This is a genomic window from Bacillus cereus, from assembly GCF_002564555.1.
In the GTDB taxonomy this organism is placed as follows: Bacteria; Bacillota; Bacilli; order Bacillales; family Bacillaceae_G; genus Bacillus_A; species Bacillus_A cereus_K.
In genome coordinates this window covers 1-13,162 of sequence record NZ_NUVD01000011.1, presented here as the reverse complement: position 1 = coordinate 13,162, position 13,162 = coordinate 1, and the positions used below count along the sequence as shown (strand labels likewise).

Here is a 13,162-nt window from a genome sequence, read left to right as displayed (position 1 = left end):
TTTATGATTACCTATCCGTTGTATAAGTGTAGGGAGGAAAAATGATGGGAAAAGAAAATATATTGACCTCCTATCCCTCATTTATTGCTTAATTTTCAAAAATAAACTTCACAATATTTTATGTGCAATTTTATAAATAAAAAATCATAAATTTGTTCACATTTTATCCATTGTGATTATTTTCACAATGGATATATAATAAACTTGTAAATACAATATTGGAGGGATTTCAATGGTTATCAATTTTTTAAGAACTGATAAACGTGCTACTTTCATATTATTATTTTTACGACTTTACATAGGATATACATGGCTCGCTGCTGGAATAGGCAAAGTCTTCGGACAATCTTTTGACGCAAGTGGTTTTCTAAAGGGTGCTATTGCTCAAGCATCAGGTGACCACCCTGCAGTACAAAGTTGGTGGGCAGATTTTCTTCAACATTTTGTTCTTCCAAACGCAGACCTATTTAGCTTTTTAGTTCAATGGGGAGAAATTTTAGTAGGTCTAGGTTTGATTTTAGGCGGATTAACAAAAACAGCTGCATTTTTCGGAATCATAATGAATCTTTCATTTTTATTAAGCGGAACTGTTAGTGTAAACCCAAACCTGCTTATTTTGACTATGTTCATTTTAGTTGCAGGGCAGAATGCTGGACGTATTGGATTAGATGGCTATGTTTTCCCAAAATTTTTCCGTAAAAGCAACCACGGAACATATAAATTAAGTAAAACTGCGTAGTAACGGTTTACTCTTAAAATATAAATAAGAAAAAGAGCCTGAGTATAGGCTCTTTTTCTTATTTATCCAAATTTAAACTTTTAACGAGCCACGAAAACCTCTGGCAGCATAATAGGAGTCTGCTCCATTGTGGTACACGAAAACGTGTCCGAAGCGATAATCGCAAAATAGAGCACCACCAAGTTCTCTAATATCTGAAGGTGTTTGTACCCAACTCGATGATTTCATATCAAAATCTCCAAGTTGTTGTAACTCTCGATATTGTTCTTCAGTTAATAGTTCAATACCCATAGCGGTTGCCACATCAATGACGTTATTTTCTGGTTTATGTTTTTTTCTTGCTTCTAACGCTTCAAGATCATAACAAAGACTTCTGCGGCCTTTAGGACTCTCCTTTGAGCAATCGCAGAAAATATATTCGTCCTTCTCTTTGTCGTACCCAACAACATCCGGCTCACCGCCCGTTACTTCCATTTCGTTAAGTGACCCTACTTTTTCAGGATTAGCATTCAGCTTTGCCTCAACTTTAGCCCATTCAAGTCCTTCATGGCGGTTCATGTTTTTCTCAAAACGAGCTTTTAATACTTTTAATAGTTCTTCACGCTGTTCTACTGGTAACACATTTTTATTCTCTGTCATATTAGCCCTCCGAATTACGTTTCCTTCTAATCACTTAAATCTTCTCAATAATGGTTTAAATGCAGTTTACAACAAATTATATAATTTGTTGTATCTCTTTTTCAACAATCTGACCCGATTGCACAACGAAAAATCCCTGTGCGGATATCCATTATATAGTACTAAAATCCTCCATACTTTCTCCAAGAATATAGTGTGAAAACCACATCAAATTCTGCTTCATAATAGCCACATTCATTCCTGGCTGATCAGGACCATATGCCATTCCTTTAAATACAATTAATTCTGTATCAACTTCCATATCCTTTAATCCTTGATAGAGCTCATATGCATTTGTAGTTGGGATTCTTGCATCCTTTTCGCCATGTTGGATTAGGGTAGGAGTACAGGCTGATTTCATATACGTCATTGGTGACGTTTTCGTATATATCTCTGGATCATTCCATGGAGTATCTCCTAAGTGCATCCTAATGAAGTAAGGTATATCTGTATTTACGTAATGGGTACTCCAGTTAGTAATTCCGCCTCCAACTGAAATCGCCTTAAATCTACTACTAAATGTAGCACAGAAAGCTGATATATATCCCCCGTTGCTCCATCCCATAACCCCTATTCTATCTTTATCTGCAATCCCTTCTTCAACTAGTTTATCCACTCCAGATATAACATCATCGTAGTCAGCAATTCCCTGTTTTCTATAGTTGGCTTTTAAGAATTCATTACCATAACCAGAACTTCCCCTATAGTTTGGCTCTAAAACTATAAAACCTTTTTCGATAAACTGCTCAATCGGATATTTCTCATTAAAACAGTCTGAGAATATCGGAAAAGATGCCCAAGCCGGACCACCATGGATTACTACTAATAAGGGATATTTTTTATTGGCATCAAAATCTACTGGGGTTGATAAAACACCCTCTATTTCAAGACCATCACTACTTTGCCATGAGATTATTTCCCTGCTACTTTTCAGTTTCCCTTTAAAAAAGCTATTTTCATCCGTTATTTTTTTATTGTCTAAATAGATTTCAAAGGTTTCATTTGTTATAGCCTTACTATAGGATATATGCTTTCCATCCCTTGTTATAGAAGCATCCATTATAAAGCCATCTACTTTCTCACTTAACATTTCCACAGTGCCATCCTCACATAGCAATCCAATACGATAGTTAGTTTTATCCTGCCATCTAATTAAAATCCCCTTAGCTGTCCACTGTAATGGCATAACCGTACTATCAAAGTTTGTTAGAGGCTGAATTACCTCTCCAGTATTCATATCATATATCTCTAATGTACTTTCTTGTATATGGTTTCTATAGTAATCCTTCTCTCTTATGCTTGCTGAGTAACATATTTTGCTGCCCTCAGGAGAAAAGCAAACGCTCCCGCCCAACAACTTATCTACATTCATCTTTTGTAGTTCCTCAGCTTCAACATCTAATATGTATAGATCACCATTCATATGATCGTTTAGGCTTGGTGTAGCCATAAATACAACCTTTGTCCCATCATTTGAAATATCAAAGTCATGGATATGAAAATCCTTACCATCAGTTAGTTGATAAACACCGTTAATCTCTCGTTCCCCTTTATCATTTTGTATCCCTTTTTCTATTTCAATGTAATATAAACAATTATTCTGGTGGTCCTTACCTATATGTTGAAAATCTCCATATAGTTCCTTACGTTTCTTTATCTCCTCGCATTCTTTTGATTGTGCAACATAATAAAAACCTTTACCAGTAGGCTCCCATTTGAATGTACTGATCCCTTCTTCCTCATCAGTAATTTGCACCCCACCATAACCATCTAGTGACTTAACAAAGATTTGATTTTTCCCATTGCCGACAGGGCTAAGGTATGCAATATCCCTGGAATTTGGAGACCATAACGGGCATGTACTATCTATATCCCTATTTGTTAATGGATAACTCTGCCCCTTATCCTTTTCATATATCCATACATGATTCCTATATGTATTGTCTTTCCAGTTAGCTGTCTTTTTGGCAAACGCTACGTTTTTGCCATCATCACTTATGTTTGTACTTAATACGGTTGGTAATGAAATAATCTCTTCTATACTTAGATATGTTTTTTCTTTCACTTTCATTAATCCCCCTCGTAATGTCTATCCATCTATCATCTCTTCTTGTCGCAATAAAGGACATTGTTCACGAATACCTAAAATGATAACGGAAAATTCAGATAGATAAAAGTAGTTTTGTTCCAAACCGATAAAAACTCATGTTGTCTGCTTTTATACCTTTTAATCTTGTTGACCGGCCTAATAAGGAAACATATCGAATTTTTAATCTGTCCTCTTTAACTTACTTATCGATTTTAGAGATTTCTTTTCGACACAAAAATGCCCCTTTAGATAATCCTATCCAAAGGGGCAAAGCTTCGCAATTTTATTTCAAACCTATCACTCTTCTACTCAACAGTAACCGACTTAGCTAAGTTACGTGGCTTATCAACGTCACACTCGCGGTGAAGCGCTGCGTAGTATGAGATAAGTTGTAATGGAATAACTGCTACTAGCGGTGCTAGTGCTTCGTGTACAGCTGGTAATACGAAGCTGTCTCCTTCCATTTCTAAGCCCTTCATTGAGATGATACATGGGTTAGCTCCACGTGCTACTACTTCTTTCACGTTACCACGAATTCCAAGGTTTACGTGCTCTTGTGTAGCAAGTGCGATAACTGGTGTACCGTTTTCGATTAAGGCGATTGTACCGTGTTTTAATTCTCCTCCAGCAAATCCTTCTGCTTGGATGTAAGAGATTTCTTTTAGTTTTAACGCACCTTCTAAACCTACGAAGAAGTCTACGCTACGTCCGATGAAGAAGCAGTTACGCGTTGTTGCTAAAAATTGTTTTGCTAATGCGTCCATTTCTTCTTTTTGATCACAAAGCTCTACCATTGCATTTGCTATAAGTCCTAGTTCGTATGTTAAATCGAAATCAAGAACTTCACCTTTCGCTTTAGCAATATCCGCTGCTAAAATTGAAAGTACTGCAAGTTGTGCTGTGTAAGCTTTCGTTGATGCAACTGCGATTTCTGGTCCCGCATATAACGGAAGTGTATAATCTGCCTCACGAGAAAGTGTAGAACCAGGTACGTTTGTAATTGTTAATGCTTTATGACCCATTTCGTTTGTTTGTACAAGTACTGCACGGCTATCTGCTGTTTCACCACTTTGCGAAATGTAAATGAAGAATGGTCTTTCTGTTAATAATGGCATGTTGTAAGAAAATTCGCTTGCTACGTGTACTTCAACTGGCATTTTTGCAAACTTCTCGATAAATTGCTTTCCAACAAGACCTGCATGATAACTCGTTCCACATGCAATGATGTAAATACGATCGCTATCTAAAATCGCATTGCGGATTTCTTGATCTAATTCAATTTCGCCATTTTCATCTTGATACTTTTGAATAATATTACGGATTACAAGTGGTTGCTCATCGATTTCTTTAAGCATGAAATGAGGGTATGTTCCTTTTTCAATATCACTTGCGTCTAATTCCGCTGTATAAGGTGCACGTTCAATCGTTTCACCTTGTAAGTTTTTAATTGTGATGCTTTCTTTTGTTACGATTACAATTTCTTTATCCATTAACTCGATAAATTGATCTGTAACTTGTAACATCGCCATAGCGTCGCTCGCCACAACATTAAAGTTGTCACCAACACCTACTAATAGCGGGCTTTTGTTTTTAGCAACATAAATCATGTTTGGATTTTCAGCATCAAGTAATCCGATTGCATAAGAACCATGTAAAAGAGACAGCGTATTACGGAACGCTTCTTCTACACTTAATCCAGTGCTCACTTGTTGTTCCATAAGCTGTACGATAACCTCTGTATCTGTTTCACTTACGAACGTTACATCTTGTAAATATTCCTTTTTCACTAATTCATAGTTTTCAATTACACCGTTATGAACTAATGTAAAGCGTTTTGATGTACTTTGATGCGGATGCGCGTTTACTTTGCTTGGAACACCATGTGTAGCCCAGCGTGTGTGACCAATTCCTACGCTTGCTGCTACGTTCTCGTCTACGATTTCACGAAGTTTTGCAATACGGCCTTTTTCTTTGTATACAACAACACCGTTCTCTGCTTGTACCGCAATACCTGCTGAATCATATCCTCGATATTCTAGCTTTTCTAAACCTTTTAATAAAATTTCCTTTGCATCTTGCTCTCCAATAAATCCTACGATTCCACACATGTTTAGTCGCCGTTACAAATGCTTACACTGCTTTGCGAACATGTAACGACATAGTCCGATACCATTTTTTTATTTATCCTAAAAAACGGATTACATATTGCTAGCCCTGTAAGCTTGTAACGGCTTTCACCTTCCTCTCAATTGGGGTTTAAGTCCGTATATACTTATACAGCTAGTTTTCATCCGTTCCTTTTCTCTCATCACACTTTCACCTTTGTCCACTAAGTCACCTTAATGTTTTAAGTAAAAGCTTGCGGTTGTGATGAACAACCGGGAGTCATCCGCCGAAATCTCGATAAACTCCACCTCGTCAACTACACTACTTGTAGTTCTGGCGCTTTTATAATTTACAATATTTACTTTGAGAAAAAGAACAAGACCATCTTATAACAAACAATATAAACCGTCAATGAAATTTTTTTCATCGTCTTTAAAACATATGAAAAAGGAGCACTTCTTGTGCTCCTTTTTCATAAATTCATCAAATTATTCAGCGCCAACTTCAGCCTTAACAACTTCTACAATGCGATGTACATATGCATCACAAACTTCTTGTGTTGGTGCTTCTGCCATTACACGAATAAGCGGCTCTGTTCCAGATGGACGAACAAGGATGCGGCCATCACCGTTCATTTCTTCCTCTACAACACGAATAATTTCTTTAATTTTTTCATTTTCTAATGCTAATTTTTTATCTGTTACACGAACGTTTACTAGTAATTGTGGGAATTTTGTCATCTCACCTGCAAGCTCAGATAATGGCTTTTTCGTCATTTTCATGATGTTTACAAGTTGAAGTGCGCTTAACATTCCATCACCAGTTGTAATGTAATCAAGTAAGATAATATGACCTGATTGTTCTCCGCCTAAATTGTAACCACCATGTTTCATCTCTTCCATTACGTAGCGATCACCAACTGCTGTTTTATCACTTGTAATATTGTTCGCTTCAAGTGCTTTGTAGAAACCTAAGTTACTCATAACCGTTGACACAACTGTATTGTGCTTTAGTTGACCCGTTTCTTTCATGTACTTCGCACAAATAAACATAATTTGATCGCCATCAACGATGTTTCCTTTTTCATCTACAGCGATTAAACGGTCACCATCACCATCAAAAGCAAGACCAATGTCAGCACCTTTTTCTTTTACTAATTCAGCTAATACTTCTGGATGCGTAGAACCTACTCCATCATTAATATTCATACCATTTGGTGAAGTTCCCATTGTTGAAATATCAGCTTCTAAATCTGCAAATAAGTATGGAGCTAAAGAAGACGTAGCACCATGTGCGCAATCTAAAGCAATATGTAAACCAGAGAAATCTTCCTCTACAGTTTGTTTAATGTATTGTAAATATTTTTGTCCACCTTCAAAGTAATCGCTCACTTGTCCTAAGTTAGTACCTGTTGGACGCGGCAATTCATCAACTTCTTTGTCTAATAAAGCTTCAATTTCAGCTTCTTGCTCATCTGTTAATTTAAAACCGTCTGAACCGAAAAACTTAATTCCGTTATCTTGTACCGGATTATGAGATGCAGAAATCATAACACCTGCTTGTGCATCTAACGCTTTTGTTAAATAAGCAACACCTGGCGTAGAAATAACACCAAGGCGCATTACTTCTGCTCCAGTTGATAATAGACCTGCTACTAAAGCTCCTTCTAACATATGACCAGATACACGTGTATCACGGCCAATAATTACTTTTGGACGATCTGTATCTTTTGTTAATACGTAACCACCAAAACGTCCAATTTTGAATGCTAATTCAGGTGTTAACTCCTGGTTCGCAACCCCACGTACTCCATCTGTACCAAAATATTTACCCATTATGATTCGCTCCTTTTTCTTGCTCTTTTTGATTATCTAATGTTGGTTCTTGATTAGTTTCTTTATCTTTATTTTTTTCCTGGTCCTCTTCTGAATCAGATTCAGATTCAGGATTTTTTGGTTTTTCAGTTTGATTGTTATTTGAATCTGGTTGTTGACCATCACCCTGTACTTCTTTGTCTGGATTTTCTTTCTTCACAATCGAGACTTTAGCACTTGTTTGTTTTGGATTTATTGAAATATTACCAGGACCACTCACTTGAATCGAAATATCTTTCGTCCCTGGAGATACATTTTGCAAATTAATTGCAGCTGTTATTTGAGCAGCTGTTATTTTATCTACTATACTTGCTTCTCCTGAAATATCAACGCTTATCTTTCCATCTTGCGGCGAAAGTAGCTGGGCCGTAACATCTTTAGAAACTCCATTTTTTTGAATCGGGATACCATCAATCGTTCTGGTTTTCGTTTGTTTCGTTTTTTGTACTCCTACGGAAACCTTCACTTGATTCGGCTTTGCACTTGTTATACCCTTTGGTAATAAAACAGAGGTATCGAATGTTGTAGACTCTGTCAATTGACTAAGATCTACTTCGACCCCCTCTATAGCTTGTATATTATCCAAGGTCTCCTTTGGACCTGCTATCGTTACTTCGCTTGGCTCAATACTGACATTTGTAACAGCCAACCCTTCCGGTAAACTTCCCTTTTTTGTATATGTTACAGGAACGGTCTTTTCGATGTTATTTGCTGTAGCTTGCGTTGCTACATTCAACGTTACACTAATTTTAGAAGGATTCGTTTTTACATTTAAACGTTTTCCTTCTTTATTGTACAATGTAACTTCTGCTGTTTTTGTAACAGTTTTATTAACATCTTTCAAATCGATATATGCCTTAGCAGATGAAATACTTTCTATTTCTTCCTTTGTCCCAACTACTTCAACCGTATCCGGCTTTATACTTGATTTCTCAAGAGTAGTACCTGCTGGCATCTGATCTTCATTTGATAATTTTAAGTCTACATGAACATATTTTTTCGCTTTTTCATGAAGAGTGATTTTAATTGTTGATGGCTGAACTGTTCCTTTCACATCATCTGGAAGACCATTCGCCTTTAAAGAAACTTCATAAGTTCCTTCTGGACGGCCTTGCAAATCAACTGGTATATTAAATTGTCTTTTGGCTTTTGTTGCAGCAACAGATGCTTTTGGGCCCTCTAACTTCACCTTAACTCCACCTAGCGGAATTCCGCTCACAATATATTTTTCTTCATCATATTTAAGATCGATTTGATAGTCAGTTAATGTTTCTTTCGCTTCATTTACGAAAGGTAATACATTCGCTGTCGTATTTTTTTCGGTTAGAGTTGCTGACATAAAAAGCATACACGCCAATAGTAATGAGATTCCCTTTAAAAACCAATGATTCTCCATTAACTTATCCATGACGCTTTCTCCTCCAATTCCATAAAGACGAAGAAGTCGTTTTTTCATTTCCACTAAACTCTGCTAATAACATATCCTTCAACTGTTCTGTCTTCAAATCACGATGCAACTCACCGTTTTTTGTTAAAGAAATTTGGCCAGTTTCTTCCGATACAACTACTGTAATACTATCAGTGACTTCACTAACTCCCATTGCAGCGCGATGTCTAGTTCCTAATTCCTTAGAAATAAAAGGACTTTCCGATAATGGAAGGTAACATGCTGCAGCTTTAATCGTACTTCCTTGCATAATTACTGCGCCATCGTGAAGAGGCGTATTTGGAATGAAAATATTAATGAGTAATTCCGATGATACATTTGCATTTAGCGGAATTCCCGTTTCCACGTAATCAACCATACCGGTCTCTTTTGACAAAGTAATTAACGCACCAATTCTACGTTTTCCCATGTATTCCGTTGCTTTCGCTATCGCTGTGGCAACAATTTCAGGTTCATTTTCCTCATTAGTCCCCACACGCGAAAATAAACTTCCGCGTCCTAGCTGCTCAAGCGCTCTTCGCAATTCGGGCTGGAAAATAATAATAACGGCTAAAAATCCCCACGTTAATACTTGTTCCGTTAACCAATATAGCGTATGCAATTCAAGGAAAATACTGATCATCCGAACGACAATAATAACTGTAATCCCCTTTAAAAGTTGAACAGCTTTCGTCCCTCGGATTATAAGAATTAGCTTATATATAATAAACCATACAACGGCAATATCTAATACCGTACTAAGATATTTCAAAATGGTCGTATCTTCAAAAGGCATGCTAACCCTTCCTCCTACTTACGAGCAATTCTATCCATATATTGAAATATTGTTTTATGCTCTATCTGTATGTATTTCCAACAACTAGTTAATTATACCATACATGAAACAAACAACAATTACAAACAACCCCCTTTAGCTTAAATTGGTAAGATGTCAAACATTCTTATCGTACAGTATAATATAAATCATTATTATACGCCTATTTTCAAATAAAAAAAGCAACTTCTCAGTTGCTTTTCTTACATTTATTTTAGTTTTTCACCGAATAAAGAACCCATTAAAGCAACCGCTGTTGTTGCCGTTCTATTTCTCTCATCTAATATCGTATTTACTTCAACAAACTCAGCAGATGTAACAATATCCGCTTCCGCTAACATTTCCATCGCTAAGTGACTTTCACGATAAGATAGACCACCAATTACAGGTGTTCCAACTCCTGGTGCATCATGAGGATCAAGACCATCTAAATCTAATGATAAATGTACACCATCAGTATGAGATAAATACGCAATTGTTTCTTCCATAACAGCAGTCATACCCATACGATCAATTTCATGCATTGAGAATACTTTAATACCCTCATTACGAATAAAGTCTTTTTCTCCTTCATCTAACGCACGTGCACCGATAATTACAACATTCTCTTTTTTCACCTTTGGATACGCCTCGTATAAGTCTACAAGTGAAGGGTGTCCATAACCTAAACTTGCTGCAAGTGACATTCCGTGAATATTTCCAGATGGTGAAGTTTCCTCTGTATTTAAATCACCATGTGCATCATACCAAATAACACCTAAATTTTTATAATGTTTCGCCACACCAGCTAGTGTACCAATAGCAATACTATGGTCACCACCTAATACAAGTGGAAAACGACCTTCTTCTATAATATGATCCACCTTACTTGCCAATTCATTACATACAGTCGCAACTTGTGTAAGGTTTCTTAATTTTGTATTCTCATCTACTTCTTTTTCTCTCTCTATACATATATCTCCCATATCTTTAACGTCATATCCAATTCCTTCAATTCTTTCAACTACCCCTGCATAACGGATCGCGCTCGGTCCCATATCAACCCCACGACGCATCTGTCCTAAATCCATTGGAACTCCAATAACTGAGATTTCTTTTTTCATAGATAGTATCCCCCTTTTATGCCTTCCTAAATATTTTAAATCTTTTATATAGTCTGACTCAACTCAACATTTTCCTGCATGGATATACAATTTATTCAGTTATATCTGCGTTAAAATCCAAATCTTAAGACTATTCTATGTATAAAGTTAACTTAGTGAAACAACTACTATCACTATTATTAAATAATAATAAAAAACACTCCTAAATTTAGAAGCGTTTTTTTGATGCTATTTTCCACACTGCTGCAATATTCTTTGCTGTCATTTCGATATTCTCTTCTGCTACTTTATATGCTTCTTCTAGTGTCATTGGACTCGCTGTAATACTAAATACTGCATCGATTCCTTTTTCGTAAACAACTGGATAATTTGGAGATACAGATCCTCCAATAGCAATCACAGGAATATGAAAATACTTCGCGCGCTCCGCAACACCTACAGGAGCCTTTCCATATGCTGTTTGTTCGTCTATTCTACCTTCACCAGTTATAATTAAGTCTGCTCCTTCTATATGCTTATCAAAATTTGTATAATCTAATACAATTTCAATTCCCTTCCGTAAGTTTCCCTTTAACACTGCAATAACGGCTGCTCCCATTCCTCCAGCTGCCCCTGCACCAGATATTTTAGATACATCAAAAGATAAGTACCGTTTAAGGATATTCGCATAATGTTTTAAATTCTCATCCAGCTCTTTTTGCATCTCTACAGTCGCACCCTTTTGACTCGCAAATACGAAAGACGCTCCCCTTATTCCGACTAACGGGTTGTCTACATCACATGCCGCTTCTATCTTTATATGCATTAGACGCGAATCCATTCGTGAAAAATCAATTTCTGCAATTGAATGTAATGTTCCTCCAGATGGCTCTATTACTTTGCCTTTTTCATTTATAAACCTTACTCCTAAAGCTGACAACATACCTGCTCCACCATCATTTGTAGCACTTCCTCCAAGTCCCAAAATAATATGCTCAGCCCCTTGGTCTAGCGCATGTAATATAAGTTCTCCTGTTCCTTTTGTCGTTGTGATAAGTGGGTTTCGCTTTTCAATCGGAACGTGTTGTAACCCTGATGCTGCGGCCATTTCAATAAACGCTGTCTTTTTATCCTTAGACATACCGTAAAAGGCTTGTACACCCTCTCTAAGTGGTCCTGTCACATGAAGTGATACAATCCTTCCTCCAGTGGCATCAACAAGTGAATCAACAGTTCCTTCACCTCCATCTCCAATTGGTATTTTTACATACTCTGCTTTAGGAAAAATTGCTCCAAAACCTCTTTCAATAGCTTCACATACTTCTATAGCTTTTAGACTTTCTTTGTATGAATCAGATGCAATGACAACTTTCACAATTATCCCCCACCCTTTATTTTTACGTTTTCTTCATTTTAAACGACAAATATGAAAGTTGTCTTTTTAAACACAAAAAAAGCTTACATCATAGGATGTAAGCTTTCTCTATTTATATGGAGCCTAGCGGGATCGAACCGCTGACCTCCTGCGTGCAAGGCAGGCGCTCTCCCAGCTGAGCTAAGGCCCCTTAGTAATTAAGCGGAAGACGGGATTCGAACCCGCGACCCCAACCTTGGCAAGGTTGTATTCTACCACTGAACTACTTCCGCGAAAATGGTGAGCCATGAAGGATTCGAACCTTCGACCCTCTGATTAAAAGTCAGATGCTCTACCAACTGAGCTAATGGCTCGTAAATGGCTGGGCTAGCTGGATTCGAACCAGCGCATGACGGAGTCAAAGTCCGTTGCCTTACCGCTTGGCTATAGCCCATTAATATTTACTAGTATGGTTATCTTTTCAAAAAAATAAACCCTCTCAGGTTATTTTTAAAGAAAATGGTGGAGGGGGGCAGATTCGAACTGCCGAACCCGAAGGAGCGGATTTACAGTCCGCCGCGTTTAGCCACTTCGCTACCCCTCCGACATTTAAACATATATGGTGGAGGATGACGGGATCGAACCGCCGACCCCCTGCTTGTAAGGCAGGTGCTCTCCCAGCTGAGCTAATCCTCCAAAAGTGGTGACCCGTACGGGATTCGAACCCGTGTTACCGCCGTGAAAGGGCGGTGTCTTAACCACTTGACCAACGGGCCAAAAATTTAAAAACTGTTCCCAAGCTTCCAACCGGGCTTGAACCGGTGACCTCTTCCTTACCATGGAAGTGCTCTACCAGCTGAGCTATGGAAGCATAATGGCTCCGCAGGTAGGAATCGAACCTACGACCGATCGGTTAACAGCCGATAGCTCTACCGCTGAGCTACTGCGGAATAATACAAGCCTGGCAACGTCCTACTCT

General features: G+C 37.6%; 9 protein-coding genes, 9 tRNA genes and 2 pseudogenes. 1 reads left to right on the top strand and 19 read right to left on the bottom strand.

What is annotated here, in order from left to right; genetic code table 11:
- The first annotated feature begins 232 nt into the window (after window positions 1-232).
- Window positions 233-739 (top strand): DoxX family membrane protein, encoded by a 507-nt coding sequence (locus COI75_RS04965; protein WP_000236349.1) that lies wholly within the window; start codon window positions 233-235, stop codon window positions 737-739.
- Between the two features lie 72 nt (window positions 740-811).
- Here COI75_RS04965 and COI75_RS04960 read toward each other — a convergent pair whose 3' ends face one another.
- The 19 genes and pseudogenes from COI75_RS04960 to COI75_RS04870 form a co-directional block, all read right to left on the bottom strand.
- Window positions 812-1,378, bottom strand: coding sequence for a DUF4256 domain-containing protein (locus COI75_RS04960; RefSeq protein WP_000138396.1), 567 nt, complete (start codon window positions 1,376-1,378; stop codon window positions 812-814).
- A gap of 151 nt (window positions 1,379-1,529) precedes the next feature.
- Window positions 1,530-3,488, bottom strand: a complete 1,959-nt coding sequence (locus COI75_RS04955; protein ID WP_098448249.1) for a S9 family peptidase — start codon at window positions 3,486-3,488, stop codon at window positions 1,530-1,532.
- 27 nt (window positions 3,489-3,515) lie between these two features.
- Window positions 3,516-3,690, bottom strand: a pseudogene (locus COI75_RS27595) (heteromeric transposase endonuclease subunit TnsA); the annotation flags it as partial.
- A gap of 121 nt (window positions 3,691-3,811) precedes the next feature.
- Window positions 3,812-5,614 (bottom strand): glutamine--fructose-6-phosphate transaminase (isomerizing), encoded by a 1,803-nt coding sequence (glmS, locus tag COI75_RS04945; protein WP_000334166.1) that lies wholly within the window; start codon window positions 5,612-5,614, stop codon window positions 3,812-3,814.
- 12 nt (window positions 5,615-5,626) lie between these two features.
- A pseudogene (locus tag COI75_RS27215) lies at window positions 5,627-5,815 on the bottom strand (hypothetical protein).
- Between the two features lie 285 nt (window positions 5,816-6,100).
- The gene (gene glmM, locus COI75_RS04935; protein WP_098448248.1) at window positions 6,101-7,447 is read right to left on the bottom strand and encodes a phosphoglucosamine mutase; all 1,347 of its coding nucleotides are present in this window, start codon (window positions 7,445-7,447) and stop codon (window positions 6,101-6,103) included.
- Window positions 7,440-8,894: a CdaR family protein gene (locus COI75_RS04930; protein ID WP_000359561.1), complete on the bottom strand. Its 1,455-nt coding sequence runs from the start codon at window positions 8,892-8,894 to the stop codon at window positions 7,440-7,442. The genes glmM and COI75_RS04930 overlap by 8 nt, the downstream gene beginning before the upstream one ends.
- Window positions 8,887-9,708, bottom strand: coding sequence for a diadenylate cyclase CdaA (gene cdaA / locus COI75_RS04925; RefSeq protein WP_001115708.1), 822 nt, complete (start codon window positions 9,706-9,708; stop codon window positions 8,887-8,889). Before cdaA ends, COI75_RS04930 begins: the two co-directional genes overlap by 8 nt.
- Before the next feature lie 248 nt (window positions 9,709-9,956).
- Window positions 9,957-10,850 (bottom strand): arginase, encoded by an 894-nt coding sequence (rocF, locus tag COI75_RS04920; protein WP_000711587.1) that lies wholly within the window; start codon window positions 10,848-10,850, stop codon window positions 9,957-9,959.
- A gap of 208 nt (window positions 10,851-11,058) precedes the next feature.
- Window positions 11,059-12,204 (bottom strand): glycerate kinase, encoded by a 1,146-nt coding sequence (locus COI75_RS04915; RefSeq protein WP_000869565.1) that lies wholly within the window; start codon window positions 12,202-12,204, stop codon window positions 11,059-11,061.
- Window positions 12,205-12,321: 117 nt separating this feature from the next.
- Window positions 12,322-12,394, bottom strand: a tRNA-Ala gene (locus COI75_RS04910).
- Window positions 12,395-12,404: 10 nt separating this feature from the next.
- Window positions 12,405-12,476 (bottom strand) — tRNA-Gly (locus tag COI75_RS04905).
- 5 nt (window positions 12,477-12,481) lie between these two features.
- Window positions 12,482-12,557: transfer RNA gene (locus tag COI75_RS04900), tRNA-Lys, on the bottom strand.
- Window positions 12,558-12,562: 5 nt separating this feature from the next.
- Window positions 12,563-12,637, bottom strand: a tRNA-Gln gene (locus tag COI75_RS04895).
- 66 nt (window positions 12,638-12,703) lie between these two features.
- Window positions 12,704-12,787 (bottom strand) — tRNA-Tyr (locus tag COI75_RS04890).
- A gap of 16 nt (window positions 12,788-12,803) precedes the next feature.
- Window positions 12,804-12,879, bottom strand: a tRNA-Val gene (locus COI75_RS04885).
- 5 nt (window positions 12,880-12,884) lie between these two features.
- Window positions 12,885-12,959 (bottom strand) — tRNA-Glu (locus COI75_RS04880).
- Window positions 12,960-12,981: 22 nt separating this feature from the next.
- Window positions 12,982-13,054, bottom strand: a tRNA-Thr gene (locus COI75_RS04875).
- 4 nt (window positions 13,055-13,058) lie between these two features.
- Window positions 13,059-13,133: transfer RNA gene (locus COI75_RS04870), tRNA-Asn, on the bottom strand.
- Window positions 13,134-13,162 lie beyond the last annotated feature (29 nt).

What these genes read in the sequence shown, in the direction of transcription:
- COI75_RS04965 (WP_000236349.1), top strand. Translation starts at nt 233, where the DNA reads ATGGTTATCAATTTTTTAAGAACTGATAAACGTGCTACTTTCATATTA.
- COI75_RS04960 (WP_000138396.1), bottom strand. Translation starts at nt 1,378, where the DNA reads ATGACAGAGAATAAAAATGTGTTACCAGTAGAACAGCGTGAAGAACTA.
- COI75_RS04955 (WP_098448249.1), bottom strand. Translation starts at nt 3,488, where the DNA reads ATGAAAGTGAAAGAAAAAACATATCTAAGTATAGAAGAGATTATTTCA.
- glmS (WP_000334166.1), bottom strand. Translation starts at nt 5,614, where the DNA reads ATGTGTGGAATCGTAGGATTTATTGGAGAGCAAGATGCAAAGGAAATT.
- glmM (WP_098448248.1), bottom strand. Translation starts at nt 7,447, where the DNA reads ATGGGTAAATATTTTGGTACAGATGGAGTACGTGGGGTTGCGAACCAG.
- COI75_RS04930 (WP_000359561.1), bottom strand. Translation starts at nt 8,894, where the DNA reads ATGGATAAGTTAATGGAGAATCATTGGTTTTTAAAGGGAATCTCATTA.
- cdaA (WP_001115708.1), bottom strand. Translation starts at nt 9,708, where the DNA reads ATGCCTTTTGAAGATACGACCATTTTGAAATATCTTAGTACGGTATTA.
- rocF (WP_000711587.1), bottom strand. Translation starts at nt 10,850, where the DNA reads ATGAAAAAAGAAATCTCAGTTATTGGAGTTCCAATGGATTTAGGACAG.